The following is a 22,117-nucleotide window of genomic DNA, read 5'->3' as shown; positions in this document are numbered from 1 at the left end:
GGAGGGGGTGTTCGGGTCCGGAAACCTGCCGCCGACATGGCGACGGCCGGGCCAATCCACAAGGATACCCCACCCCGTTCAGCTGAACGGGCAGCCGTCGCATTTGACAGGTATAATGATCGGCTTCTCTCCAGGCCTCCACGCTCTACACCCAGGGCGCTCTCCGCATGTCCATCCAAAACCTCCGCAATATCGCCATCGTCGCCCACGTCGACCATGGCAAGACCACCCTCGTCGACTGCCTGTTGAAGCAATCGGGCACCCTGTCGGAACGTACGGTGCTGGCCGAACGCGCGATGGACAGCAACGACCAGGAAAAGGAACGTGGCATCACGATCCTGGCCAAGAACACCGCCATCACCTGGCAGGGCAACCGCATCAACATCGTCGACACCCCGGGACACGCCGACTTCGGTGGCGAGGTCGAGCGCGTGCTGTCGATGGTGGACTCGGTGCTGATCCTGGTCGACGCGATGGACGGCCCGATGCCGCAGACCCGCTTCGTGACCCAGAAGGCCTTCGCGATGGGCTTCAAGCCGATCGTGGTGGTCAACAAGATCGACCGCCCCGGCGCGCGTCCGGACTGGGTGATCGACCAGGTGTTCGACCTGTTCGACAAGCTCGGCGCCACCAACGAGCAGCTCGATTTCCCGATCGTGTACGCCTCGGCGCTGCACGGCTACGCCAGCCTGGACGACTCCGCGCGCGACGGCGACATGACCCCGCTGTACGAAGCGATCATGAAGCACGTGGCGCCGCCGCAGGTCGACCTGGACGGCCCGTTCCAGATGCGCATCAGCCAGCTGGACTACAGCAACTTCGTCGGCCTGATCGGCATCGGCCGCATCCAGCGCGGCAAGGTCCGCCGCAACATGCCGGTCAGCGTGGTCGACCGCGAAGGCAAGAAGCGTCAGGGCAAGGTCCTGCAGGTGCTGGGCTTCATGGGCCTGGAGCGCATCGAGGCCGAGGAAGCCGAGGCCGGCGACATCGTCGCCATCTCCGGCGTCGCCGACCTGTCGATCTCCGACACCGTCTGCGCCCTGGATACCCCGGAAGCCCTGCCCGCCCTGACCGTCGACGAACCGACGATCAGCATGACCTTCCAGGTCAACAATTCGCCGTTCGCCGGTCACAAGGAGCTCAGCGGCGGCAAGTTCCTGACCAGCCGCCAGCTGCGCGAGCGCCTCGAGCGCGAGACCCTGCATAACGTCGCGCTGAAGGTCGAGGAAGGTTCCGACCCCGACAAGTTCCTGGTCTCCGGCCGCGGCGAGCTGCACCTGTCGGTGCTGATCGAGAACATGCGCCGCGAAGGCTTCGAGCTGGCGGTGTCGCGCCCGGAAGTGATCATCAAGGAAATCGACGGCCAGCTGATGGAGCCGGTCGAGCAGCTCGTGGTCGACATCGAAGAGCAGCACCAGGGCGGCGTGATGGAGAAGTTGGGCACCCGCAAGGCCCAGCTCAAGAACATGGAATCCGACGGCAAGGGCCGCGTGCGCCTGGACTACATGATCCCGGCGCGTGGCCTGATCGGCTTCCAGAACGAGTTCCGCACCCTGACCCAGGGCTCGGGCCTGCTGTTCCACGTGTTCGACCATTACGGTCCGAAGGAAACCGGCGCGATCGCCAAGCGCATCAACGGCGTGATGATCGCCAATGCCGCCGGCACCACCCCGGCCTACTCGCTGGGCCCGCTGGAAGAGCGCGGCCGCCTGTTCGCCGCCGAAGGCGATCAGGTGTACGAAGGCCAGCTGGTCGGTATCCACTCCAAGGACAACGACCTGACCGTCAACGCGATCAAGCCCAAGCCGCTGACCAACATGCGCGCTTCGGGCAAGGACGACGCGATCAAGCTGACCCCGGCGATCAAGTACACGCTGGAGCAGGCGCTGGACTTCATCGAGGACGACGAGCTGGTCGAAGTCACCCCGAAGGAAATCCGCCTGCGCAAGAAGTTCCTCAGCGAAAGCGATCGCAAGCGCGCCTCGCGCGCGGCCTGATCGCGATCCACGCCGGCGCACGCAAGCGCATCGCGTGAGCGACGAGGCTCACTACGATCCACGACCGCAGGCCCACCCGGGCCTGCATGTGATCGCGCTGGTCGAAGCGGCCAAAGGCCTGCTGGGCCTGCTCGCCGCGAGCGGGCTGGAACTGCTGGGTCCGGCGCCGCTGCAGCGCTGGATCCACGAACTGATCACGCGCTTCCACCTCAATCCCGAGCACGGCGGGCTGGCCAAGTTCGCCGACGCGATCAGCCCGCACTCGGTGCACCTGGCCGCGCTCGCGGTGCTGGCCTACGGCGTGCTGCACGTGATCGAAGCCTGGGGCCTGTGGCGCGCCAAGGCCTGGGCCTCGTGGCTGGGCTGCATCGGCGCCGCCGCCTATCTGCCCTTCGATCTCTACGCCTTGTTCAAGCACCCGGGCTGGGTCGCGGTCGCGGTGCTGGTGATCAATTTGATCGTGGTCTGGGTGCTGGGACGCGACCTGTTCAAACGCCGCCACTGAGGCGGCTGCGTAGCGCCGCAAAGGCGCTCGTGCATACTCGTAGCCGTCCGAAAGGGGGCTAGCCCGATGCACTCCACACCGTTTGTGCCGCGACTGTCCGCGCTCGCACTCGCATTGACCCTGGCCGCCTGCGCGAGCGCCCCTCGCGGCAGCGACGACGCCGCGCCCAAGCGCGAACCCTCGGCGGCCACATCAAGGGTCGGCGCGCTGTCCGACCCGCACCGCGTCGTCGAAACCACGCTCGACGATCTCGCCGCCCGCCTGCGCGACGGCCGCCTCAGCAGCGTCCAGCTGACCCAGGCCTACCTCGACCGCATCGCCGCGCTCGACGACGACGGCCCGCTGCTCAATGCGGTGATCGAACTCAATCCCGATGCCTTGCTCGAAGCCGATCGCCTCGACGCCGAGCGCAAGGCCGGCAAACTCCGCGGCCCGCTGCACGGGATCCCGGTGCTGTTGAAGGACAACATCGATGCCACGCCGATGGCCAACTCGGCCGGATCGCTGGCGCTGGCCGCGCACAAGCCCAAGACCGACGCGCCGCTGGTCGCCGCGTTGCGCGCCGCCGGCGCGGTGATCCTGGGCAAGACCAACCTCAGCGAATGGGCCAACTTCCGTTCCAGCCGTTCGAGCTCGGGTTGGAGCGGGCGCGGCCTGCTCACCCGCAATCCCTATGCATTGGATCGCACGGCTTGCGGCTCCAGCAGCGGCAGCGGCGTGGCGATCGCGTCCAGCCTGGCCGCGGTCGGCGTGGGCACCGAAACCGACGGCAGCATCCTGTGCCCCTCGGCCATGAACGGCCTGGTCGGCCTGAAGCCGACCGTGGGCCTGATCAGCCGCAGCGGCATCATCCCGATCTCGGCCAGCCAGGACACCGCCGGCCCGATGGCGCGCAGCGTCGCCGATGCGGCGCGTCTGCTGAGCGCGCTGGCCGCGGCCGACGCCGGCGGCGACGAAGCCGCGCGCCGCGCCGACGGGCACCGCCTCGCCGACTACGGCGCCGCACTCGATCCGGGCGCCCTGCAAGGCGCGCGCATCGGTTTCCTGCACAACTCCGGCGTGCGCTATCAACCCGAGCTCAACGCCGCGCTGGAGCGCGCGATCGCAAGCCTGCGCAAGGCCGGCGCCACCGTGATCGAGGTCGAGATCCCCACCGCCGGGCAGTGGGACGAGGCCGAGTACCAGGTGCTGCTGTACGAGTTCAAGGACGGCCTGGAGCGCTATCTGCGCGACAGCCAGGCGCCGGTGCGCACGCTGGAGGAGCTGATCGCCTACAACCGCGCGCATGCCGAGCAGGAGATGCCGTTGTTCGGCCAGGAACTGTTCGAAAGCGCCGCCAAGATGGGCCCGCTCAGCGATGCGGCCTACCGCCAGGCCGCGGCGAAAGCGCGGCGGCTGGCCGGTCCTCAAGGCATCGACGCCACGCTCAAACGCCACCAGCTCGACGCCCTGGTCGCGCCGACGACCGGCCCGGCGTTCCTGGTCGATCCGATCAACGGCGACCACTTCGGCGGCGCCGGTTACGGCGCGGCCGCGGTCGCGGGCTACCCCAGCCTGACCGTTCCGATGGGCGACGTCCGCGGCCTGCCGGTGGGCCTGGCCTTTCTGGGACCGAAATGGAGCGAGGCGAAGCTGCTCGGCTACGGTTACGCCTTCGAGCAGCTCACGCGCGCGCGCATAGCGCCGCGTTATCTGCCCAGCGTATCGATGGAATCGGTGCGGGCGCCGTAGGGCGCGGCGACAATCGCAGCGGCGTTGGCTGCGGCGATGTAACCGCGCCACCGCCGTCTCGTCCAATGCGCGTGGCTACGCGACGATGCGGTTCGCTGCGCTCACCACATCCTACTGCCGGCCTCTCGGATTCGTAGGGTGCGGTGATAACCGCACCATCGCCATCTCACTACGAGCGGGCGGCTGCGCGAACGATGCGGTTCGCAGCGCTCACCACATCCCACAGACGGCCTCTCGGACTCGTAGGGTGCGGTGATAACCGCACCATCGCCATCTCGCTACGAGCGGGCGGCTGCGCGAACGACGCGGTTCACCGCACGCTGCGACTGGCCGACAGGTGCGCCCAGACCTGGCGCAGGCCGATCAGATGCAACGCGCCCAGGACGAAGCAGATCGCCGAACTCCAGTACCAGAACGCCGGGCTGCGCTCCGGCATTTGCGCGACGAACGGCAGCGCGATCACGCCGCGCAGCAGGTAGACCGCGGTGATCGCGCACAAAGCACTGCGCAACAAGGGCAGACGCCGGATCGCACCCGCGCCGGACAGCGCGTACAAGGCCCAGATAGCGAGTACGCCGGCGATCAACAGGGTCACGACCGTCGGATACGGACTGCCCGCGATCGCCAGCTGCGCCATCCGCTCGCCGGCGCCGAAGAACCGGTACCAGGGCGCGCCGAACGCGATGCAGCCCAGATGCAACAGCGCCGCCAAGGCGCTGCCGAGGCCGGCCGCGATCAGCCAGCGGTTGGCGCGCTCGTGCGTCATTCGAGGTCCCGTGTCGGCAAGCGTCGGGCCAAGTAAGACCCGAACCGGCGGCGTATCGCAGCCGGTTCTGGTCTAGCCGTCGGGCTCAGGCCGGCGCGGCGATCTGCGCCTGCTTGCGCACGATCAGCATCGCCACTTCCAGCGCCTGCTCGTAGTTCAGGCGCGGATCGACCGTGGAGTGGTAGGCGCGTTCCAGATCGCTCTCGGTGAGCTCGCGTGCGCCACCCAGGCATTCGGTCACGTCCTCGCCGGTCAGCTCCAGATGCACGCCGCCCAGGCGGGTGCCGGCCGCGGCATGCAGCTCGAAGGCCTGCTCGATCTCGCTGCGGATGTTGCGGAAGCGGCGGGTCTTGTAGCCGTTGCTGGTGCTCTCGGTGTTGCCGTGCATCGGATCGCAGACCCACAGCACGCGGCGACCGTCGCGGCGCACCGCGTCCAGCAGCGGCGGCAGCTTGTCGGCGATCGTGCCCGCGCCCATGCGATGGATGAAGCTCAGGCGGCCCGGCTCGTCCTCGGGGTTGAGCAGGTCGATCGTGCGCAGCAACTGGTCCGACGTAACCGAGGGACCGACCTTGAGCGCGATCGGATTGCGGATTCCGCGGAAGTACTCGGCGTGGGCGCCGTCGGCGGCGGCGGTGCGCATGCCGATCCACGGGTAATGGGTGCTGAGGTTGAAGTAGCCCCAGTGACGCGGCACCTGCCGGGTCAGCGACTCTTCGTAGGGCAGCAGCAGGGCTTCGTGCGAGGTGTAGAAGTCGACCCGGTTGAGGTTGTGCACTTCCGAGCCCGACAGGGTCTCCATGAAGCGCACCGCATCGCCGATCGCATTGACCATGCGCCGGTACTCGTCGGCGAGCGGCGAATGCCCGACCCAGTTCAGGTTCCAGTACTCGGGGTGATGCAGGTCGGCGAAACCGCCGTCGATCAGGGCGCGCACGAAGTTCATCGTCATCGCCGAGCGCGCATGCGCCTTGATCATGCGGCGCGGATCGGGGCGGCGCGCGGCCTCGGTGAAGGCCGGCGCGTTGACCATGTCGCCGCGGTAGCTGGGCAGAGTCACGTCGCCGATGGTCTCGGTGTCGGCCGAACGCGGCTTGGCGTACTGGCCGGCGAAACGCCCGACCCGCACCACCGGCTTGCGCATGCCGTGCACCAGCACCAGGCTCATCTGCAGCAGCACCTTGAGCCGGTTGGAAATCACGTCCGAGGAGCACTGATCGAAGCTCTCGGCGCAGTCGCCGCCCTGCAGCAGGAAGCGCTTGCCCTCCTGGGCCTCCGCCAGCTGCTGCTTGAGCGCGAGGATCTCCCACGAGGTCACCAGCGGCGGCAGGTTGCGCAGTTCCTGCAGGGCGTCGGCGAGTTCGGCCGCGTCCGGATAGGTCGGCAACTGCAGCGCGGTGCGCTCGCGCCAGGACGTGGGCGTCCAGTTGGCTGGCAGGTTGACGGCTCGGAGGTTGCGGTCGGTGGCGCTCATTTCCTTGGATCCAGTGGTTGCGGTACGAATTGCGAAGGACGCGCGCAGGACGCGTCGGCGATCAAACGGTAACGCGCTTGCGGAACGCGGCGTAGGCGGCCCAGGCGGCCAACACCAGGAAGCAGATCAGGCTCCAGGCCGGCATGGCCAGGCCCAGGAAGGTCCAGTCGACCGCGGCGCATTCGCCGGAACCGGTCATGACCTTGCGGATCACGCCGGCGATCGGCATGGCCTCGAGCATGTAGTCCAGGCCCGGGCCGCACGCCGGAACCTGGTCCGGCGGCAGGTGCTGCAGACGGACGTGATTGCCGGCCACCAGGATGCCGCCCAGCGCGGCCAGCAGCGCGAACACGCCGTAGGTCTTGCGGCCGCGCGCGCCCTTGGGTCCGTGGATCGCGCCGATCAGGAACACCAGGCCGAGCGCGAAGAAGGCCACGCGCTGGAAGATGCACAGCGGGCACGGCTCCAGGCCGTCGTGCAATTGCAGGTAGAAGGCGTAGCCCAGCAGGCCCGCGCAGGCCAGAAAGCCGAGCAGGTATTGGACGCGGAACGAGGCGGAAAATGGACTGGCGGTCATGTGGTCACCTTACGTCGTGGGCAGCGCCGTGCCTAGCGGGCAGCGGCGCCGGTTCGGTTATGTCGTCAGAAGACTCCGACAGGCGGCAAAAGTTGCCTTTGTTGCCCGCGAAACCGTTGCTGTCGTAACCGTCGCCAGAACGCAAAAGCCCCGGCCTGGGCCGGGGCTCTCGCTCGCATCGCCGCTGGCGCGACGTTGCGGGGTATCGCTGCGGATCGATCTCCGCGCCGTCGATTACTCGGCGGCTTCGGGACGGTCGACCAGCTCGACGTAGGCCATCGGCGCATTGTCGCCAGCGCGGAAACCGCACTTGAGGATGCGCAGATAACCGCCCGGACGCGCCTGATAGCGCGGACCCAGGGTCGTGAACAGCGTGCCCACGGCTTCCTTGTCGCGCAGGCGCGAGAAGGCAAGGCGGCGGTTGGCGACGCCGTCGACCTTGGCCAAGGTGATCAGCGGCTCTGCGACGCGGCGCAGTTCCTTGGCCTTGGGCAGAGTGGTGCGGATGAGGCCGTGCTTGATGAGGGACGCAGCCATGTTGGTGAACATCGCATCGCGATGGGCACTGGTGCGGCTGAACTTACGTCCGGATTTCTGGTGGCGCATGGTCGTGATTCCTGATGAATGGTGTCGCTATTGAGGTTCGCTGTCGCCTTCATGGCGTTGTTGCATGGACTGCGGATGGTCCGAGCCCGTTCGTCCTGATCGGGCATCGTCGCGGGCCTGCGGCCCGTCGACGTCTGTGTTGCGTGTTGCGGTGTTGCGATACTGCCGATGGATCAAGCGTCCACGCTTCGGCTAGCTTCGGCGTGGACCCTTGTCGCTCCCCTGCCCGACGCAGCGCGTCGGGCGTTCGCCCCAGCCGCGCGGCAGTGCCGCGCGAGCGAGGCTGGGGCTCACCCCATCATGCCGTGCTGAGCGATCCCGGCCGGCGGCCAGTTTTCCAGCTTCATGCCGAGGGACAGGCCGCGCTGAGCCAGCACTTCCTTGATCTCGGTGAGCGACTTCTTGCCCAGATTCGGGGTCTTGAGCAGCTCGACTTCGGTCTTCTGAATCAGATCGCCGACGTAGTAGATGCTCTCGGCCTTGAGGCAGTTGGCCGAACGAACGGTGAGCTCGAGGTCGTCGATCGGACGCAGCAGGATCGGATCGATGCCGCTGGTGGCCGGCTTCGCCGCACCGCGGTCGCGGTGGGTGAAATCGCCGAACACCGACAGCTGATCGGTGAGGATGTCGGCGGCGGTGCGCACGGCTTCCTCGGCGTCGATCGTGCCGTTGGTTTCGATGTCCAGCACCAGCTTGTCGAGGTCGGTACGCTGTTCGACGCGCGCGGCTTCGACGGCATAGGCGACGCGACGGACCGGCGAGAAGCTGGCATCCAGCATCAGGCGGCCGATGGTGCGGGTTTCTTCGTCCGGACGACGGCGCGCGGCGGCCGGCTGATAGCCGAAGCCACGCTCGATCTTCAGACGCATGTTGATCGCCGTGTCCTTGGTCAGGTGGCAGATCACGTGCTCGGTGTTCAAGATTTCGACGTTGTGGTCGGTCTTGATGTCGCCGGCGGTGACGATGCCAGGACCCTGCTTGGCCAGCGACAGCGTGGAAGCGTCGCCGGTGTGCATGCGGATGGCGACGTCCTTGAGGTTCAACAGGACTTCAAGCACGTCCTCTTCGAGACCTTCAACGGTGGTGTACTCGTGGAGCACGCCATCGATTTCGACTTCGGTGATGGCGAAACCCGGGATCGAAGACAGCAGCACACGGCGCAGCGCATTGCCGAGGGTGTGGCCGTAGCCGCGTTCCAGCGGCTCGATCACGACCTTGGCGCGATTGCCGGCAAGGCGTTCGATCTGGGGACCGCGCGGACGCAGTACCTGGTTGGCGGTAACCGTCATGTTTCGGTGTCTCCTGCGAGGCCCCGGCGAACCGGGGCTTCAAAAGATAATTACTTCGAGTACAGCTCGACGATCAGCGCTTCGTTGATATCGGCCGGCAGATCGGCACGATCCGGCACAGCCTTGAACACACCGCTGAACTTCTTGCTGTCGACCTCGACCCAGGACGGCGAGAGGTCCATCTGCGAGGCCACGGTCAGGGATTCCTGCACGCGCAGCTGCTTCTGGGCCCGCTCGGACAACGCGATCGCGTCGCCGGCCTTGACCTGGTAGGACGGCAGATTGACGGACTTGCCGTTAACCGTAACGCCGCGGTGCGAGACCAACTGACGAGCGGCCGGACGGGTGACCGCGAAGCCCATGCGGTAGATCACGTTGTCGAGACGCGTCTCCAGGAGCTGCAGCAGGTTTTCGCCGGTGTTGCCCTTCTTGGTCGAAGCCTTCTTGTAGTAGTTGCGGAACTGACGTTCCAGCAGGCCGTAAATACGCTTGACCTTCTGCTTCTCGCGAAGCTGGGTGGCGTAGTCGGACAGCTTGCCCTTGCGGGCGGTGGGGCCGTGTTGGCCGGGCTTCTGCTCGAGCTTGCACTTCGAATCGAGTGCGCGAGCGGACGACTTCAAGCCGAGGTCGGCGCCTTCGCGACGAGCGAGCTTACAGGTGGGACCGATATAACGAGCCATTTTTCTTCAGCTCCTCAGACGCGACGCTTCTTCGGCGGACGGCACCCGTTGTGCGGGATAGGCGTCACGTCGATGATGTTCATGATCTTGTAACCGACGTTGTTCAAAGAACGAACGGCGGACTCACGGCCCGGACCCGGACCCTTGATGCGCACTTCCAGCGACTTCACGCCGTAGTCGAGCGCAGCACGGCCTGCCTTTTCGGCGGCGACCTGAGCGGCGAACGGGGTCGACTTACGCGAGCCGCGGAAACCCGCGCCGCCCGAAGTCGCCCACGAGAGCGCGTTGCCCTGGCGGTCGGTGATCGTGATGATCGTGTTGTTGAAAGAAGCGTGGACGTGGGCGATGCCGTCGGTGACGACGCGCTTGATCTTCTTCTTGGTTTTTGCAGCTGCCGGCTTAGCCATGGTCTACCCCTTACTTCCTGATGGCCTTGCGCGGACCCTTACGGGTACGTGCATTGGTACGCGTGCGCTGACCGCGCAGCGGCAAGCCGCGGCGGTGACGCAGGCCGCGGTAGCAGCCCAGGTCCATCAGACGCTTGATAGCGATACCGACCTCGCGACGCAGGTCGCCTTCGACCACGTACTTACCGACTTCGGCGCGCAGGCGCTCGACTTCCGGCTCGGACAGGTCACGGATCTTGGTCGAAGAATTCACGCCTGCGGCATCGCAGACCTTCTTCGAACGGGTACGGCCGATGCCGAAAATGCTTTGCAAACCGACCCAGACATGCTTCTGGGCAGGCAAATTGACGCCCGCAATACGCGCCATAACGCGATCTCCAACTGAGTTTGGCGGCCGAGACGGATTAATCCCGGCGGAGTGAACTGGAAATTTTAACAAGGTCTCGGGTTAATAGGAAGCCCCGCGGCACCCAGGGGTGCCACGGAACCACGGCATGGGGAGTGTGCCCATGCTCCGGCGACGAATCGGGACTGGCTGAACAGGGCGATCCCGCCCCACTCGCCCCGCGCGCTACTCTGGCGCGCGGAATGGCCCCGACTCACCCGCGCGCGAGACCGCCGCGCGAGCCGCCCTTCAAGTTCGCCTTCTTCAACAGGCTCTCGTACTGATGGGACATCAGATGAGCCTGGATTTGAGCGATGAAATCCATCACCACCACCACCACGATCAGCAACGAAGTGCCGCCGAAGTAGAACGAGGTGCCCAGTTGGGTGCGCATGATCTCCGGGAGGAGACAGACGATCACCAGATAAGCCGCGCCGGCCGCCGTGAGGCGGGTCAGCACGCCGTCGACATAGTCGGCCGTCGCCTTGCCCGGGCGGATGCCCGGAATCAGCGCGCCCGACTTCTTCAGATTGTCGGCCGTTTCCTGCGAGTTGAACACCAGCGCCGTATAGAAGAAGGCGAAACCGATGATCAGGGCCGCATACAGGATCATATGCAGCGGCTCGCCCGGGTTCAGCCACTGGCTGACCCGCTGCAGCCAGGTGGCCGAGCTGCTCTGGCTGAACCAGGTGGCCGCCGTCGCCGGGAACATCACGATGCTCGAGGCGAAGATGGCCGGGATCACACCGGACATGTTGAGCTTCAACGGCAGGAACGACGACTGGTTCATGTAGGCGTTACGGCCGCCTTGACGACGGGCGTAATTGACCGTGATCCGCCGCTGGCCACGCTCGACGAACACCACCAGGTAGGTGAACACCACCACGATGGCCACCACCGCGATCGCGGTCATGGGGTTCATGGTGCCGTCGTTGATCTGGGTGAACATCGTGATCACCGCGGCGGGCAGGCCCGCGACGATGCCGGCGAAGATGATCAACGACACGCCGTTGCCGATGCCGCGCTCGGTCACCTGCTCGCCGATCCACATCAGGAACATGGTGCCCGCGGTCAACGCGATCACCGCGGTCAGGATGAAGCCCGGACCCGGGTTGTAGACCACCGGGATGCCCTGGCTCGCGCCGCCGGCCTGCAAGGCCGTCGCGATACCCCAGGCCTGGAACACGGCCAGGGGGATCGCACCCATGCGCGACCACTGGTTGATCTTGCGCCGGCCCGACTCGCCTTCCTTCTGGATGGCCTTCAGGCTGGGCACGATCTGCACCAGCAGCTGCACGATGATCGACGCCGAGATGTACGGCATCACGTTCAGCGCGAACAGGCTGAAACGGTGAAGGGCGCCGCCCGAGAACATGTTGAACATGTCCACGATCGTGCCCTTCTGCGATTCCATGAGCTTGAGCATCGCCTCGGGATTGACGCCCGGCACCGGGATGTAGCAACCGATGCGGTAGACGATCAATGCGCCGACTACGAACAGCAGACGTTGGCGGAGCTCGGTGAACTTACCGAGACCGCCGCCGAGACCGGCCATCGCGTTGCTGCTCCGCGCCATGTATCGCTTACTCCTCGACCTTGCCGCCGGCCGCTTCGATAGCGGCCTTAGCACCGGCCGTGGCCAGCACGCCCTTGAGCACGAACGCCTTGTTCAGCTCGCCCTTCTTCACGATCTTCGCCTGCTTGGCCGTGGTCGGAACCAGCTTGGCCGCCAGCAGCTTGGCGAAATCGATCTCGCCGGCTTCCAGCTTGTCCAACTGGTAGGACAGCACTTCGGCGGTGTCCTTCTTGGTCTTGGAGCGGAAGCCGATCTTCGGCAGACGACGCTGCATCGGGGTCTGACCGCCTTCGAAGCCGGCCTTGATCTTGCCCTTGCCCGAACGAGCGAACGAACCCTTGTGGCCGCGGCCGGCGGTCTTGCCGAGGCCGGAACCGATACCGCGACCGACGCGCTTGCGGTCTTCGCGGGCGCCGTCAGCCGGCTTGAGTGTATTGAGACGCATGATGTTCTCCTTAGCCCTCGACCTGAACCAGGTAGTGGACCGTGTTGATCAGGCCACGAACCTGCGGGCTGTCCTTCAGCGTCCGCACGTCGTTGAGCTTGTTCAGGCCCAGCGCCTTCACCGACAGACGGTGACGCGACTGGCAGCCACGCAGACCCTTGACGAGGCGCACCGTGACGGTGCCGCCTTCGACCGGCTTGTTAGCAGCCTTAGCCATGGTTGAGATCCTCCACCTTCTTGCCGCGCTTGGCCGCGATCTTGGCCGGCGAATGCATGCCGGTCAGACCCTTCAGCGTGGCGCGAACCAGGTTGATCGGGTTACGCGAACCGGTGGCCTTGGCCAGCACGTTCTTGACGCCGACCGCTTCCAGCACAGCGCGCATCGCGCCGCCGGCGATCACGCCGGTACCTTCCGACGCCGGCTGCATGAACACATGCGCCGCGCCGTGGCCCGACTTCACGGCGTGCCACAAGGTGCCGTTGTTCAGATCGACGTTGTTCATCGCCTTGCGGGCGTATTCCATCGACTTCTGGATCGCGACCGGCACTTCGCGCGCCTTGCCGTAGCCGAAGCCGACCTTACCGTTGCCGTCGCCCACCACCGTCAGCGCGGTGAAGGTGAACTGGCGACCGCCCTTGACGGTCTTGCTGACGCGGTTGACCGCGATCAGCTTCTCGATCATGCCGTCGTCGATCTCTTCGCGGTTACGGTCGCGATCACGACCCCGCGGTGCACGCTGTTCTTCAGCCATTTCGATATCTCGTAGGTTTATGGGATTTGCGGCGTCGCCGCTTATGGTTGTGATATGCATCGGGTGCCGCGATCAGGACGGGAACCCGTCCTGACGCCCGGCGCAGACCGCGCCGGCAGTTGTCTGGTTCAGGCGTGGGGACGAATCCCCTCGCCTTCAAGCCTTAGAACTTCAGGCCGCCTTCGCGCGCCGCATCGGCCAGAGCCTTGATGCGACCGTGGTAGCGGTAGCCCGAACGGTCGAACGCGACCTTCTCGATGCCGGCGGCCTTGGCCTTGGCGGCGATCGCGTGACCGACCTTGACGGCGGCCTCGGCGTTCTTGCCGTTCTTCAGGCCTTCCTTGACGTCGGCCTGCACGGTCGAGGCGGCAGCCAGGACCTTGGAGCCGTCGGCGGTGAAGACCTGGGCGTACAGGTGCTGACCGGTGCGCAGCACCGACAGGCGCGGCACGCCGAGTTCGCGGATGTGCGCGCGGGTGGACTTGGCGCGACGCAGGCGGGAAATGTTCTTGTTCATGTTCTGATCTCCGAAAGCTGAAGGGGGGTCGGCACGGCCCTGCGAGGGCGATGCGTTCCTTAGGCCTTCTTGGCTTCCTTGCGGATGATGACTTCGCCGGCGTACTTCACGCCCTTGCCCTTGTAGGGCTCCGGCGGACGGAAACCACGAATCTTGGCGGCGACTTCACCGACGCGCTGCTTGTCCGCGCCCTGGACCACGATCTCGGTCTGGGTGGGGGTAGCGATGGTGATGCCTTCCGGAGCCTTGAACAGCACCGGGTGCGAGAAACCCAGCGCGAGGCTGAGGTCCTGACCCTGCATCGAGGCGCGGTAGCCGACGCCGACCAGCTCGAGCTTGCGCTCGAAGCCTTCGGAGACGCCCTTGACCATGTTCGCGAGGATCGCGCGCAGGGTGCCCGTCAACGGGATCAGCGCGGCGTCTTCGGTGGTGAACACGGCTTCGCCGTTTTCGATCTGCAGGTTGATGGCCGCCGGCTTCGCGATCGACAAGGTGCCCTTCGGGCCCTTGGCGCTGACGTTGTCGGCCTGCACGTTCACTTCGACACCCTTCGGGAGGGCGACCGGCTTCTTGGCAACTCGGGACATTACGATTCCTCCCTTAGGCCACGAAGCACAGGACTTCACCGCCGACGCCCTGCTGGCGCGCCTGCGCATCGGTCATGATGCCCTTCGAGGTGGAGATGATGGCGATACCCAGGCCGCCGAGGACCTTGGGCAGCGCTTCCTTGCCGCGGTACTGGCGCAGGCCCGAACGGGAGTAGCGCTGGAGGCGCTCGATCACCGGCTTGCCTTCGTAGTACTTCAGCGAAATTTCGAGTTCGGCCTTGCCCGGCGTGGTTTGGGTCACGCGCGAGTCCAGGATGTAGCCCTCGTCCTTGAGAACGGCGGCGATGGCCACCTTCACCTTGGACGACGGCATCTTCACCGTCTGCTTCCGAACAGCCGCCGCATTCTTGATGCGGACCAGCATGTCGGCGATGGGATCAGTCATGCTCATTGAATATCACCTATGAGTAGCACCGATATCCGCGGGATTGCGAATTTCAGTAATAGATACAACGGTTTACGACACTTTCAACAGCGCCGCCGCGACCCGAGGGCCGCGGCGGTACAGCTGGGACAGCCGACTATCTTACCAGCTTGCCTTGCGAAGACCAGGCACGTCGCCGCGCATGGTGGCTTCACGCAGCTTGTTGCGGCCGAGGCCGAACTTCTGGTAGACGCCGCGCGAACGGCCGGTCAGGGCGCAGCGGTTGCGCTGGCGGCTCGGCGAGGAGTCGCGCGGCAGCTTCTGCAGCTTGACGGCGGCTTCCAGCTTCTCCTCGTAGGAGGAGCTGTCGCTGGAGATGATCTTCTTCAGCGCATCACGCTTGCCGGCGAACTTCTTCACCAGCTTGGTCCGCTTGATGTCGCGGTTGATCATGGAGGTCTTAGCCATAGTTCAATCCTAGACTCAGTTGCGGAACGGGAAGCGGAAGGCTTCGAGCAGGGCCTTGGCCTCGGCATCGGTCTTCGCGGTCGTGGTGATCGCGATGTCCATGCCGCGCAGCGCGTCTACCTGGTCGAAATCGATTTCCGGGAAGATGATCTGTTCCTTGACGCCCATGTTGTAGTTGCCACGGCCGTCGAACGAACGACCCGAGACACCGCGGAAGTCGCGCACGCGCGGCAGCGAGATGTTGATCAGGCGGTCCATGAACTCGTACATCTTGGCGCGGCGCAGGGTGACCTTGGCGCCGATCGGCCAGCCGTCGCGGATCTTGAACGAAGCCACCGACACGCGGGTCTTCGTCACGATCGGCTTCTGGCCGGAGATCTTGGCCATGTCGGCGACGGCGTTTTCCAGGATCTTCTTGTTGGTCGCAGCCTCGCCCACGCCCATGTTCAGCGTGATCTTGCTCAGGCGCGGCACTTCCATCGGGTTCTTGTAACCGAACTTCTCGGTCAGCGCAGGAACCACTTCATTCTTGTAGAACTCTTCGAGCCGGGTGGTCATTTCAGCATTCCTCAGGCGTCAACCGCCTCACCGCTGGAGCGGAACACACGCAGTTTGCGTCCATCCTCCAGCACCTTGAAACCGATGCGTTCGCCCTTGCCGGTGGCCGGGTTGAACAGCATGACGTTGGAAATGTGGATCGGCGCTTCGCGCTCGATCACGCCGCCCGGCTGGTTGGCCTGCGGATTCGGCTTGGTGTGGCGCTTGACGATGTTGATGTTCGCCACGACGACCTTGTCGCCGAGAACGCGCACGACGTCGCCCTTCTTGCCCTTGTCCTTGCCGGCGGTGACGATCACCTGATCGCCCTTCTTGATACGGTTCATGGTCTAGTTCCTCCGCTCAGAGCACTTCAGGCGCGAGCGAGACGATCTTCATGAACTTCTCCGAGCGCAGCTCGCGAGTCACGGGCCCGAAGATACGGGTGCCGATCGGCTCATGCTTGTTGTTGAGCAACACCGCAGCGTTGCCATCGAAGCGGATCAGCGAACCGTCCGGGCGACGAACGCCCTTGCGGGTACGGACCACGACGGCGTCGTAGACGTCGCCCTTCTTGACCTTGCCGCGCGGGATCGCGTCCTTGACGGTGACCTTGATGATGTCGCCAATGTGCGCGTAACGGCGCTTGGAGCCGCCGAGCACCTTGATGCACATCACTTCTTTAGCACCGGAGTTGTCGGCCACGGCGAGGTAGCTTTGCATCTGGATCATGGTTCAGCCTCCTCTTATTCGGCCACGCGGCTGACGATCTCAACCACGCTCCAGTTCTTGGTCTTCGACATCGGCGCAATTTCCTTCACTCGCACAATGTCGCCTTCTTTGCAGGCGTTCTCGGCGTCGTGGGCGTGGAGCTTGGTCGAGCGACGGATGTACTTGCCGTACAGCGCGTGCTTGACCTGACGCTCGACGAGCACGGTGACGGTCTTGTCCATCTTGTTGCTGACGACCCGGCCTTCAACCGTGCGCAGCGCCTTCTCTGTGTTGTTGTCGGTCATGGCGTGGGTCCTTACTTCTTCTGACCCAGCAGCATGTTCACGCGAGCGATCTCGCGGCGAACACGGCGGGCCTCATGAGTCTTAGCGAGCTGACCGGTGGCCTTCTGCATGCGGAGGGCGAAGCTCTCCTTGTGCAGGTCGACCAGATGAGCCTTGAGCTCGTCAGCCGACTTCTCGCGCAGTTGCTTGAGTTCCATTAGCGCACCGTCCGGGTAACGAAAGTGGTGGTCACCGAGAGCTTGGCGGCCGCCAGACGGAACGCTTCGCGCGCGACGTCCTCTGCGACACCTTCGATCTCGTAAATCATGCGACCGGGCTGGATCTGAGCGACCCAGTACTCGACGTTGCCCTTACCGGAGCCCATTCGGACTTCGATCGGCTTCTTGGTGATCGGCTTGTCCGGGAACACGCGGATCCACATCTTGCCGCCGCGCTTGACGTAGCGGCTGATCGAGCGGCGAGCCGCTTCGATCTGACGCGCGGTCAGCTGGCCGTGTGCGGTCGCCTTGAGGCCGTATTCGCCGAAGCTGACGGCATTGCCGTTCCAGCTCAGGCCCTCATTGCGGCCCTTGTGTACCTTGCGGTACTTGGTTCGCTTGGGTTGCAACATGGCGGATTACCTCTGTTCGCGGGCAGGACGGCCCGGACGGTCGTTACGGTCGCCGCGGTCGCCGCGGTCACCACGATCGCTGCGCGGCGAATCGTCCTGCTTTTCCTGGCCGACCTGCGAGAAATCGAAGATTTCGCCGCGGTAGACCCAGACTTTGATGCCGATGATGCCGTACGTCGTCTTGGCTTCAGCGAAGCCGTAGTCGATGTCGGCGCGCAGGGTGTGCAGAGGCACGCGGCCTTCGCGGTACCACTCCGAACGCGCGATCTCGGCGCCGTTGAGACGGCCGGCGACGTTGACCTTGATGCCCAGGGCACCCAGGCGCATCGCGTTGCCCACGGCGCGCTTCATCGCGCGACGGAACATGATGCGGCGCTCGAGCTGCTGAGCGATCGACTCGGCGACCAGCTGCGCGTCGAGTTCCGGCTTGCGGACCTCGGTCACGTTGATGTGCGCCGGAACGCCCATCAGCGCGCTGACTTCCTTACGCAGCTTCTCGATGTCCTCGCCGCGCTTGCCGATCACCACGCCCGGACGGGCGGTGTGGATCGTGACGCGGGCGTTGTTGGCCGGACGCTCGATGAAGATCTTCGAGATACCGGCCTGCGCGAGCTTCTTGCGAAGCATCTCGCGGACCTTGAGATCGGCGGCCAGGTACTCGGCGTACTGCTTCTTGCCGGCGAACCACTTGGAGTTCCAGTCCTTGGAGATACCAAGGCGGATACCGGTCGGATGAACTTTATGACCCATTGTCTGACTCCGCCTTACTTGCCCGCGCCCACAACCACAGTAATGTGGCTGGTGCGCTTGAGGATGCGGGTGCCGCGGCCCTTCGCACGCGCCATGAAGCGCTTCAGTGCGGGACCCTCGTCCACCATGATGGTCTTGACCTTGAGCTCGTCGACGTCGGCGCCCTGGTTGTTCTCGGCGTTGGCGATGGCGGACTCCACGACCTTGCGGATCAGTGCAGCTGCCTTCTTATCCGAGAACTTCAGCAGGTTGACGGCGCGTTCGGCGGACAGACCGCGCACCTGGTCGGCGACCAGGCGGGCCTTCTGCGGGGAGATGCGCGCGGTGCGCAGGATGGCTTTCGCTTCCATGGTCATCTCCTTACTTGCCCGACTTCTTGTCGCCGCCGTGACCCTTAAACGTACGGGTCAGGGCGAATTCGCCAAGCTTGTGGCCAACCATATTTTCGTTGACCAACACCGGGATGTGGTTCTTGCCGTTGTGCACCGCGATGGTGAAACCCACCATCTCCGGCAGCACCATCGAGCGACGCGACCAGGTCTTGATCGGCTTCTTGTTGTTGCCCGCGGTCTCCACCTTCTTTGCGAGATGGTGGTCGACGAACGGACCCTTTTTGAGTGAACGTGCCATGGCCGATTAGCTCCTGCGATCGCGAACGATGAACTGCTGCGTACGCTTGTTCTTACGCGTCTTGTAACCCTTGGTCGGCACGCCCCACGGCGTGACCGGATGCGGGTTGCCCTGGCCAGCCTTGGCCTCACCACCGCCGTGCGGATGGTCGACCGGGTTCATGGCCGCGCCGCGGACGGTCGGCTTGATACCGCGCCAGCGCTTGGCGCCGGCCTTGCCGAGCTTCTCGAGGCTGTGCTCGTCGTTGCCGACTTCGCCGATCGTGGCGCCGCATTCCGACGGCACCTTGCGCATTTCGCCGGAGCGAAGACGCAGCGTGGCGTAGCCCTGCTCGCGAGCCACCAGGTAGGCGCTGGCGCCGGCCGCGCGGGCCAGCTGGGCGCCCTTGCCCGGCTTCATCTCGACGCAGCACACGGTGGTGCCGACCGGGATGTTGCTCAGCGGCAGCGTGTTGCCGACGCGGATCGGGGCGTCGCGGCCCGCGATCACCTGGTCGCCGTCCTTCAGGCCCTTGGGGGCGATGATGTAACGACGCTCGCCATCGACGTAGCACAGCAGCGCGATGTGCGCGGTGCGGTTCGGATCGTATTCGATCCGCTCGACGCGGGCGGGGATGCCGACCTTGTCGCGCTTGAAGTCGATGATGCGGTAATGCTGCTTGTGGCCACCGCCGATATGACGGGTGGTGATGCGACCGTGGTGGTTACGGCCGCCGCTCTTGCTCTGCTTCTCGACCAACGCCGCGTGCGGCGCGCCCTTATGCAGGCCCGGCGTCACCACGCGGACCGCGCTACGGCGGCCGGGGGAAGTGGGCTTGAAAGTCATCAATGCCATGGGTCTTTCCTCAGGGCTTGGCAATCACGTCGATCGACTGGCCAGCGGCCAGCTTCACGTACGCCTTACGCCAGTCGGCGCGACGGCCCATGCGGAACTTGAAGGCCTTGTTCTTGCCCTTCACGTTGACCACATTCACCGCCTCGACCTTCACGTCGAACAGCTTTTCCACGGCGACCTTGATGTCGGCCTTGGTAGCGTCCGTCGCGACTTCGAAGACGTATTGGTTGGAAACTTCCTGCAGACGCGCGGTCTTTTCGGACACGCGCGGCGCACGGATGATGCTGTAGAGCTTGGCGTCGTTCATGCCAGCCACTCCTCGATCTTCTTGACCGCATCGGTCGTGAACACGATCGAATCGGCGCCGACGAGGGCGACCGGATCGAGTCCCTGAACGTCGCGGACTTCAACGTAAGGCAGGTTGCGCGCCGAGAGGTACAGGTTCTCGGAGGCTTCCTCGGTGACGAGCAGCGGACGACGGCCCATTTCGAGCGACTTCAGCTTGGCGACCATGCCCGAGGTCTTCGGCGAGTCGATGTCCAGCGTCTCGACGACGGTGATGCGGCCCTGACGGTTCAACTCCGACAGGATCGCAGCCATCGCTGCGCGGTACATCTTGCGGTTGACCTTCTGCGCGAAGCTGCGCGGCTTGGCCGCGAAGGTCACGCCGCCGCCGACGAAGATCGGAGCCGTCAGCGCGCCGTGACGCGCACCGCCGCCCTTCTGCTTCTTCGACTTCTTGGTGGTGCCGTTGACTTCCGAACGCGTCTTCTGCGCCTTGGTGCCGGCGCGGCCCGCGTTGCGGTAGGCCACAACGACCTGGTGGACCAGGTCTTCACTGAATTCGCGATCGAAGATGGCGTCGGAAACCGACAGCTTCTTGTCGCTACCGTTGATGGCAAGTTCCATCGTTATGCTCCCTTGCTCGTCGGACGGACGATCACGTCGCCGCCCGGCGCGCCCGGCACGGCGCCCTTGATGGCGATCAGGCCGCGCTCGGCGTCGACCTTGACCACTTCCAGGCCCTGCGTGCTCTGCTGGACGGCGCCCATGTGACCGGACATCTTCTTGCCCGGGAAAACGCGGCCCGGCGTCTGGCGCTGGCCGATCGAACCCGGCGAGCGGTGCGACAGCGAGTTACCGTGCGTCGCGTCGCCCATGCGGAAATTCCAGCGCTTGATCGTGCCCTGGAAGCCCTTGCCCTTGGTGATGCCCTGGACGTCGACGATCTGGCCTTCGGAGAAGATGTCGGCCTTGATCTCGCCGCCCACTTCGAAAGCGCCGATCTGGTCGGCTTCCACGCGCAGCTCCCACAGGCCGCGACCGGCTTCGACCTTCGCCTTGGCGAGGTGACCGGCTTCCGGCTTGTTGACGAGCGCAGCGCGGCGCACGCCGACCGTCACCTGCACGGCGCTGTAGCCGTCGGTGTCGGTGGTCTTGATCTGGGTGATACGGTTCGGAGTGGCTTCGATCAGCGTCACCGGCACCGACTTACCGTCGGCGAGGAAGACGCGGCTCATGCCGGCCTTACGGCCGACGATGCCCAACGAATATTTCTTCGCGGTCATGGTGGCTTGCCTCAGGTCAGCTTGATCTGCACGTCGACGCCAGCCGCGAGTTCGAGCTTCATCAGCGCGTCCACGGTCTTGTCGTTGGGGTCGACGATGTCGAGCACGCGCTTGTGCGTGCGGGTCTCGTACTGGTCGCGCGCGTCCTTATCGACGTGCGGGGAAACCAGAACGGTGTAACGCTCGATCTTGGTCGGCAGCGGGATCGGGCCGCGCACTTGCGCGCCGGTCCGCTTAGCCGTCTCGACGATCTCGCTGGCCGAGCGGTCGATCAAACGATGATCGTACGCCTTCAGCCGAATCCGGATCTTTTGGTCCGCCATGACGGAATTCCTTGGTTGAAAGAGCGACGGGCCGGCTTCTGGGTGTGCCGAACCCCACGAAAACGCAAACACTCCAGAGCAGCACCCTCGCCCCGGAGCTTCCTTGCCTGGAAAAAAACTAAGGCAGACCGGTTTCCCGATCCGCCCAGACTGAGCAGAACGCACGAAGGGCCCCGTGTGCGTTCCTTGGAAGCCTCGAGGGCCCGGAACGTACGGAGCGCTGCCGTGCGACATATCCCTGTCTGGCGAATACGAGGTGCGTCCTGCTCCTCATTTCGCTGGTCGTGCCGGCCTGAGTTAACAGACCTGGCGCGGTGGTCGAGCATTCTAACCGTATTGCCGGGAAGGACGCAAGCGCCCCGCCCGATCGGCGGCGGATGCCCGGGTCGGCGCCCCGAAAGGGCCGGCCCGGAGGACCCGGAGCCGGGGCGCGAACCCCGGCTCCTGTGTTGCATGTTGCGGTGAGACTGGATCTGCCAGGGCCCAAACTACGCGGGCGACCTGGATTCCCGCCTTCGCGGGAATGCCCCTTTGACAAGGCCGGGCGCCAGAGGCGCCCGGGTCAAAGGGTCACTTGATGATCTTCGCCACCACGCCGGCGCCGACCGTACGACCGCCTTCGCGGATCGCGAAGCGCAGGCCGTCGTCCATCGCCACCGGGTTGATCAGCGCCGTCGTCCATCGCCACCGGGTTGATCAGCG

Annotated in this window: 33 protein-coding genes and 1 pseudogene; 3 read left to right on the top strand and 31 right to left on the bottom strand. The window is 65.1% G+C overall.

What is annotated here, in order from left to right; all coding sequences use genetic code 11:
* The first annotated feature begins 167 nt into the window (after window positions 1-167).
* The 3 genes from typA to ASE43_RS07075 all read left to right on the top strand — a co-directional run bounded on the left by typA (window position 168) and on the right by ASE43_RS07075 (window position 4,233).
* Window positions 168-1,997, top strand: a complete 1,830-nt coding sequence (gene typA, locus ASE43_RS07085; RefSeq protein ID WP_056172367.1) for a translational GTPase TypA — start codon at window positions 168-170, stop codon at window positions 1,995-1,997.
* Between the two features lie 34 nt (window positions 1,998-2,031).
* Window positions 2,032-2,502 carry a DUF2127 domain-containing protein gene (locus ASE43_RS07080; protein ID WP_056172365.1) on the top strand — a complete coding sequence of 157 codons (471 nt, stop codon included), beginning with the start codon at window positions 2,032-2,034 and terminating at the stop codon, window positions 2,500-2,502.
* Between the two features lie 66 nt (window positions 2,503-2,568).
* The gene (locus ASE43_RS07075) at window positions 2,569-4,233 is read left to right on the top strand and encodes an amidase (RefSeq protein ID WP_082607156.1); all 1,665 of its coding nucleotides are present in this window, start codon (window positions 2,569-2,571) and stop codon (window positions 4,231-4,233) included.
* Between the two features lie 310 nt (window positions 4,234-4,543).
* Here the strand turns inward: ASE43_RS07075 and ASE43_RS07070 are convergent, their stop codons facing one another.
* From ASE43_RS07070 to ASE43_RS21180, 31 genes and pseudogenes are all read right to left on the bottom strand, one after another.
* Window positions 4,544-4,999, bottom strand: coding sequence for a hypothetical protein (locus tag ASE43_RS07070; RefSeq protein ID WP_057159994.1), 456 nt, complete (start codon window positions 4,997-4,999; stop codon window positions 4,544-4,546).
* An 85-nt stretch (window positions 5,000-5,084) separates the two neighbouring features.
* On the bottom strand, window positions 5,085-6,473 hold the full coding sequence (locus ASE43_RS07065) for a 3-deoxy-7-phosphoheptulonate synthase class II (RefSeq protein WP_056172358.1): 1,389 nt from the start codon (window positions 6,471-6,473) through the stop codon (window positions 5,085-5,087).
* A gap of 61 nt (window positions 6,474-6,534) precedes the next feature.
* The gene (locus ASE43_RS07060) at window positions 6,535-7,050 is read right to left on the bottom strand and encodes a disulfide bond formation protein B (RefSeq protein ID WP_057159993.1); all 516 of its coding nucleotides are present in this window, start codon (window positions 7,048-7,050) and stop codon (window positions 6,535-6,537) included.
* 234 nt (window positions 7,051-7,284) lie between these two features.
* The gene (rplQ, locus tag ASE43_RS07055; protein WP_056172353.1) at window positions 7,285-7,656 is read right to left on the bottom strand and encodes a 50S ribosomal protein L17; all 372 of its coding nucleotides are present in this window, start codon (window positions 7,654-7,656) and stop codon (window positions 7,285-7,287) included.
* A gap of 290 nt (window positions 7,657-7,946) precedes the next feature.
* Entirely contained in the window at window positions 7,947-8,945 is a 999-nt protein-coding gene (gene rpoA / locus ASE43_RS07050) for a DNA-directed RNA polymerase subunit alpha (protein ID WP_055902375.1), read from the bottom strand.
* Between the two features lie 50 nt (window positions 8,946-8,995).
* Complete coding sequence (gene rpsD / locus ASE43_RS07045; RefSeq protein WP_055902372.1) at window positions 8,996-9,625, bottom strand: 30S ribosomal protein S4; 630 nt, start codon at window positions 9,623-9,625, stop codon at window positions 8,996-8,998.
* Window positions 9,626-9,639: 14 nt separating this feature from the next.
* Window positions 9,640-10,032 (bottom strand): 30S ribosomal protein S11, encoded by a 393-nt coding sequence (rpsK, locus tag ASE43_RS07040; RefSeq protein WP_055902370.1) that lies wholly within the window; start codon window positions 10,030-10,032, stop codon window positions 9,640-9,642.
* A 10-nt stretch (window positions 10,033-10,042) separates the two neighbouring features.
* Window positions 10,043-10,399 carry a 30S ribosomal protein S13 gene (gene rpsM / locus ASE43_RS07035; protein WP_056172351.1) on the bottom strand — a complete coding sequence of 119 codons (357 nt, stop codon included), beginning with the start codon at window positions 10,397-10,399 and terminating at the stop codon, window positions 10,043-10,045.
* 232 nt (window positions 10,400-10,631) lie between these two features.
* Window positions 10,632-11,993 (bottom strand): preprotein translocase subunit SecY, encoded by a 1,362-nt coding sequence (secY, locus tag ASE43_RS07030; RefSeq protein WP_056172348.1) that lies wholly within the window; start codon window positions 11,991-11,993, stop codon window positions 10,632-10,634.
* A 7-nt stretch (window positions 11,994-12,000) separates the two neighbouring features.
* Complete coding sequence (gene rplO / locus ASE43_RS07025) at window positions 12,001-12,438, bottom strand: 50S ribosomal protein L15 (RefSeq protein WP_056172345.1); 438 nt, start codon at window positions 12,436-12,438, stop codon at window positions 12,001-12,003.
* Between the two features lie 10 nt (window positions 12,439-12,448).
* On the bottom strand, window positions 12,449-12,655 hold the full coding sequence (rpmD, locus tag ASE43_RS07020; protein ID WP_036111762.1) for a 50S ribosomal protein L30: 207 nt from the start codon (window positions 12,653-12,655) through the stop codon (window positions 12,449-12,451).
* Window positions 12,648-13,190 (bottom strand): 30S ribosomal protein S5, encoded by a 543-nt coding sequence (gene rpsE, locus ASE43_RS07015; protein WP_055902361.1) that lies wholly within the window; start codon window positions 13,188-13,190, stop codon window positions 12,648-12,650. Before rpsE ends, rpmD begins: the two co-directional genes overlap by 8 nt.
* 163 nt (window positions 13,191-13,353) lie before the next feature.
* Window positions 13,354-13,707, bottom strand: coding sequence for a 50S ribosomal protein L18 (gene rplR / locus ASE43_RS07010; RefSeq protein ID WP_056172342.1), 354 nt, complete (start codon window positions 13,705-13,707; stop codon window positions 13,354-13,356).
* A gap of 59 nt (window positions 13,708-13,766) precedes the next feature.
* Window positions 13,767-14,294: a 50S ribosomal protein L6 gene (gene rplF, locus ASE43_RS07005; RefSeq protein ID WP_056172337.1), complete on the bottom strand. Its 528-nt coding sequence runs from the start codon at window positions 14,292-14,294 to the stop codon at window positions 13,767-13,769.
* A 13-nt stretch (window positions 14,295-14,307) separates the two neighbouring features.
* On the bottom strand, window positions 14,308-14,706 hold the full coding sequence (gene rpsH / locus ASE43_RS07000; protein ID WP_056172334.1) for a 30S ribosomal protein S8: 399 nt from the start codon (window positions 14,704-14,706) through the stop codon (window positions 14,308-14,310).
* Between the two features lie 135 nt (window positions 14,707-14,841).
* A complete protein-coding gene (gene rpsN, locus ASE43_RS06995; RefSeq protein ID WP_056172331.1) occupies window positions 14,842-15,147 on the bottom strand; it encodes a 30S ribosomal protein S14 in 306 nt (101 codons plus the stop codon).
* A gap of 15 nt (window positions 15,148-15,162) precedes the next feature.
* A complete protein-coding gene (gene rplE, locus ASE43_RS06990; protein ID WP_056172328.1) occupies window positions 15,163-15,705 on the bottom strand; it encodes a 50S ribosomal protein L5 in 543 nt (180 codons plus the stop codon).
* Between the two features lie 11 nt (window positions 15,706-15,716).
* Window positions 15,717-16,031: a 50S ribosomal protein L24 gene (rplX, locus tag ASE43_RS06985; protein WP_056172324.1), complete on the bottom strand. Its 315-nt coding sequence runs from the start codon at window positions 16,029-16,031 to the stop codon at window positions 15,717-15,719.
* Between the two features lie 16 nt (window positions 16,032-16,047).
* Window positions 16,048-16,416 (bottom strand): 50S ribosomal protein L14, encoded by a 369-nt coding sequence (gene rplN / locus ASE43_RS06980; protein ID WP_056172322.1) that lies wholly within the window; start codon window positions 16,414-16,416, stop codon window positions 16,048-16,050.
* 14 nt (window positions 16,417-16,430) lie between these two features.
* The gene (gene rpsQ / locus ASE43_RS06975; protein ID WP_055902341.1) at window positions 16,431-16,700 is read right to left on the bottom strand and encodes a 30S ribosomal protein S17; all 270 of its coding nucleotides are present in this window, start codon (window positions 16,698-16,700) and stop codon (window positions 16,431-16,433) included.
* Window positions 16,701-16,711: 11 nt separating this feature from the next.
* Window positions 16,712-16,897 (bottom strand): 50S ribosomal protein L29, encoded by a 186-nt coding sequence (gene rpmC / locus ASE43_RS06970; RefSeq protein WP_056172318.1) that lies wholly within the window; start codon window positions 16,895-16,897, stop codon window positions 16,712-16,714.
* A complete protein-coding gene (rplP, locus tag ASE43_RS06965) occupies window positions 16,897-17,310 on the bottom strand; it encodes a 50S ribosomal protein L16 (protein ID WP_055902334.1) in 414 nt (137 codons plus the stop codon). The genes rpmC and rplP overlap by 1 nt, the downstream gene beginning before the upstream one ends.
* A gap of 6 nt (window positions 17,311-17,316) precedes the next feature.
* Window positions 17,317-18,060 carry a 30S ribosomal protein S3 gene (gene rpsC, locus ASE43_RS06960; protein WP_056172314.1) on the bottom strand — a complete coding sequence of 248 codons (744 nt, stop codon included), beginning with the start codon at window positions 18,058-18,060 and terminating at the stop codon, window positions 17,317-17,319.
* A gap of 14 nt (window positions 18,061-18,074) precedes the next feature.
* Window positions 18,075-18,410: a 50S ribosomal protein L22 gene (rplV, locus tag ASE43_RS06955; protein ID WP_056176302.1), complete on the bottom strand. Its 336-nt coding sequence runs from the start codon at window positions 18,408-18,410 to the stop codon at window positions 18,075-18,077.
* A gap of 10 nt (window positions 18,411-18,420) precedes the next feature.
* The gene (rpsS, locus tag ASE43_RS06950; RefSeq protein WP_056172311.1) at window positions 18,421-18,690 is read right to left on the bottom strand and encodes a 30S ribosomal protein S19; all 270 of its coding nucleotides are present in this window, start codon (window positions 18,688-18,690) and stop codon (window positions 18,421-18,423) included.
* A 6-nt stretch (window positions 18,691-18,696) separates the two neighbouring features.
* Window positions 18,697-19,524, bottom strand: a complete 828-nt coding sequence (gene rplB, locus ASE43_RS06945; RefSeq protein WP_055902324.1) for a 50S ribosomal protein L2 — start codon at window positions 19,522-19,524, stop codon at window positions 18,697-18,699.
* Between the two features lie 10 nt (window positions 19,525-19,534).
* Window positions 19,535-19,831, bottom strand: coding sequence for a 50S ribosomal protein L23 (rplW, locus tag ASE43_RS06940; protein ID WP_056172307.1), 297 nt, complete (start codon window positions 19,829-19,831; stop codon window positions 19,535-19,537).
* Window positions 19,828-20,433, bottom strand: a complete 606-nt coding sequence (gene rplD / locus ASE43_RS06935) for a 50S ribosomal protein L4 (protein ID WP_055902318.1) — start codon at window positions 20,431-20,433, stop codon at window positions 19,828-19,830. Before rplD ends, rplW begins: the two co-directional genes overlap by 4 nt.
* Before the next feature lie 2 nt (window positions 20,434-20,435).
* Entirely contained in the window at window positions 20,436-21,092 is a 657-nt protein-coding gene (rplC, locus tag ASE43_RS06930) for a 50S ribosomal protein L3 (protein ID WP_056172304.1), read from the bottom strand.
* Between the two features lie 11 nt (window positions 21,093-21,103).
* Window positions 21,104-21,415: a 30S ribosomal protein S10 gene (gene rpsJ / locus ASE43_RS06925; RefSeq protein WP_022968186.1), complete on the bottom strand. Its 312-nt coding sequence runs from the start codon at window positions 21,413-21,415 to the stop codon at window positions 21,104-21,106.
* Between the two features lie 570 nt (window positions 21,416-21,985).
* Window positions 21,986-22,084, bottom strand: a pseudogene (locus ASE43_RS21180) (elongation factor Tu); the annotation flags it as partial.
* Window positions 22,085-22,117 lie beyond the last annotated feature (33 nt).

This window comes from Lysobacter sp. Root983 (genome assembly GCF_001429345.1).
Lineage (GTDB): Bacteria > Pseudomonadota > Gammaproteobacteria > Xanthomonadales > Xanthomonadaceae > Lysobacter.
Note: the sequence above shows the minus strand (reverse complement) of the source record. Positions and strands in the feature narration are given on the sequence as shown.

What these genes read in the sequence shown, in the direction of transcription:
- rplF (WP_056172337.1), bottom strand. Translation starts at nt 14,294, where the DNA reads ATGTCCCGAGTTGCCAAGAAGCCGGTCGCCCTCCCGAAGGGTGTCGAA.
- rpsS (WP_056172311.1), bottom strand. Translation starts at nt 18,690, where the DNA reads ATGGCACGTTCACTCAAAAAGGGTCCGTTCGTCGACCACCATCTCGCA.
- rplO (WP_056172345.1), bottom strand. Translation starts at nt 12,438, where the DNA reads ATGCGTCTCAATACACTCAAGCCGGCTGACGGCGCCCGCGAAGACCGC.
- rpsQ (WP_055902341.1), bottom strand. Translation starts at nt 16,700, where the DNA reads ATGACCGACAACAACACAGAGAAGGCGCTGCGCACGGTTGAAGGCCGG.
- rplD (WP_055902318.1), bottom strand. Translation starts at nt 20,433, where the DNA reads ATGGAACTTGCCATCAACGGTAGCGACAAGAAGCTGTCGGTTTCCGAC.
- rplB (WP_055902324.1), bottom strand. Translation starts at nt 19,524, where the DNA reads ATGGCATTGATGACTTTCAAGCCCACTTCCCCCGGCCGCCGTAGCGCG.
- rpsM (WP_056172351.1), bottom strand. Translation starts at nt 10,399, where the DNA reads ATGGCGCGTATTGCGGGCGTCAATTTGCCTGCCCAGAAGCATGTCTGG.
- rplE (WP_056172328.1), bottom strand. Translation starts at nt 15,705, where the DNA reads ATGACCACCCGGCTCGAAGAGTTCTACAAGAATGAAGTGGTTCCTGCG.
- rpsE (WP_055902361.1), bottom strand. Translation starts at nt 13,190, where the DNA reads ATGGCTGAAGAACAGCGTGCACCGCGGGGTCGTGATCGCGACCGTAAC.
- rplW (WP_056172307.1), bottom strand. Translation starts at nt 19,831, where the DNA reads ATGAACGACGCCAAGCTCTACAGCATCATCCGTGCGCCGCGCGTGTCC.
- rpsH (WP_056172334.1), bottom strand. Translation starts at nt 14,706, where the DNA reads ATGAGCATGACTGATCCCATCGCCGACATGCTGGTCCGCATCAAGAAT.
- ASE43_RS07060 (WP_057159993.1), bottom strand. Translation starts at nt 7,050, where the DNA reads ATGACCGCCAGTCCATTTTCCGCCTCGTTCCGCGTCCAATACCTGCTC.
- rpmC (WP_056172318.1), bottom strand. Translation starts at nt 16,897, where the DNA reads ATGGAACTCAAGCAACTGCGCGAGAAGTCGGCTGACGAGCTCAAGGCT.
- rpsD (WP_055902372.1), bottom strand. Translation starts at nt 9,625, where the DNA reads ATGGCTCGTTATATCGGTCCCACCTGTAAGCTCGCTCGTCGCGAAGGC.
- rpsK (WP_055902370.1), bottom strand. Translation starts at nt 10,032, where the DNA reads ATGGCTAAGCCGGCAGCTGCAAAAACCAAGAAGAAGATCAAGCGCGTC.
- rpoA (WP_055902375.1), bottom strand. Translation starts at nt 8,945, where the DNA reads ATGACGGTTACCGCCAACCAGGTACTGCGTCCGCGCGGTCCCCAGATC.
- rplP (WP_055902334.1), bottom strand. Translation starts at nt 17,310, where the DNA reads ATGTTGCAACCCAAGCGAACCAAGTACCGCAAGGTACACAAGGGCCGC.
- rplC (WP_056172304.1), bottom strand. Translation starts at nt 21,092, where the DNA reads ATGACCGCGAAGAAATATTCGTTGGGCATCGTCGGCCGTAAGGCCGGC.
- typA (WP_056172367.1), top strand. Translation starts at nt 168, where the DNA reads ATGTCCATCCAAAACCTCCGCAATATCGCCATCGTCGCCCACGTCGAC.
- rpsC (WP_056172314.1), bottom strand. Translation starts at nt 18,060, where the DNA reads ATGGGTCATAAAGTTCATCCGACCGGTATCCGCCTTGGTATCTCCAAG.
- rplV (WP_056176302.1), bottom strand. Translation starts at nt 18,410, where the DNA reads ATGGAAGCGAAAGCCATCCTGCGCACCGCGCGCATCTCCCCGCAGAAG.
- rplQ (WP_056172353.1), bottom strand. Translation starts at nt 7,656, where the DNA reads ATGCGCCACCAGAAATCCGGACGTAAGTTCAGCCGCACCAGTGCCCAT.
- rplN (WP_056172322.1), bottom strand. Translation starts at nt 16,416, where the DNA reads ATGATCCAGATGCAAAGCTACCTCGCCGTGGCCGACAACTCCGGTGCT.
- ASE43_RS07070 (WP_057159994.1), bottom strand. Translation starts at nt 4,999, where the DNA reads ATGACGCACGAGCGCGCCAACCGCTGGCTGATCGCGGCCGGCCTCGGC.
- rpsN (WP_056172331.1), bottom strand. Translation starts at nt 15,147, where the DNA reads ATGGCTAAGACCTCCATGATCAACCGCGACATCAAGCGGACCAAGCTG.
- secY (WP_056172348.1), bottom strand. Translation starts at nt 11,993, where the DNA reads ATGGCGCGGAGCAGCAACGCGATGGCCGGTCTCGGCGGCGGTCTCGGT.
- rplX (WP_056172324.1), bottom strand. Translation starts at nt 16,031, where the DNA reads ATGAACCGTATCAAGAAGGGCGATCAGGTGATCGTCACCGCCGGCAAG.
- rplR (WP_056172342.1), bottom strand. Translation starts at nt 13,707, where the DNA reads ATGAACAAGAACATTTCCCGCCTGCGTCGCGCCAAGTCCACCCGCGCG.
- rpmD (WP_036111762.1), bottom strand. Translation starts at nt 12,655, where the DNA reads ATGGCTAAGGCTGCTAACAAGCCGGTCGAAGGCGGCACCGTCACGGTG.
- rpsJ (WP_022968186.1), bottom strand. Translation starts at nt 21,415, where the DNA reads ATGGCGGACCAAAAGATCCGGATTCGGCTGAAGGCGTACGATCATCGT.
- ASE43_RS07075 (WP_082607156.1), top strand. Translation starts at nt 2,569, where the DNA reads ATGCACTCCACACCGTTTGTGCCGCGACTGTCCGCGCTCGCACTCGCA.
- ASE43_RS07065 (WP_056172358.1), bottom strand. Translation starts at nt 6,473, where the DNA reads ATGAGCGCCACCGACCGCAACCTCCGAGCCGTCAACCTGCCAGCCAAC.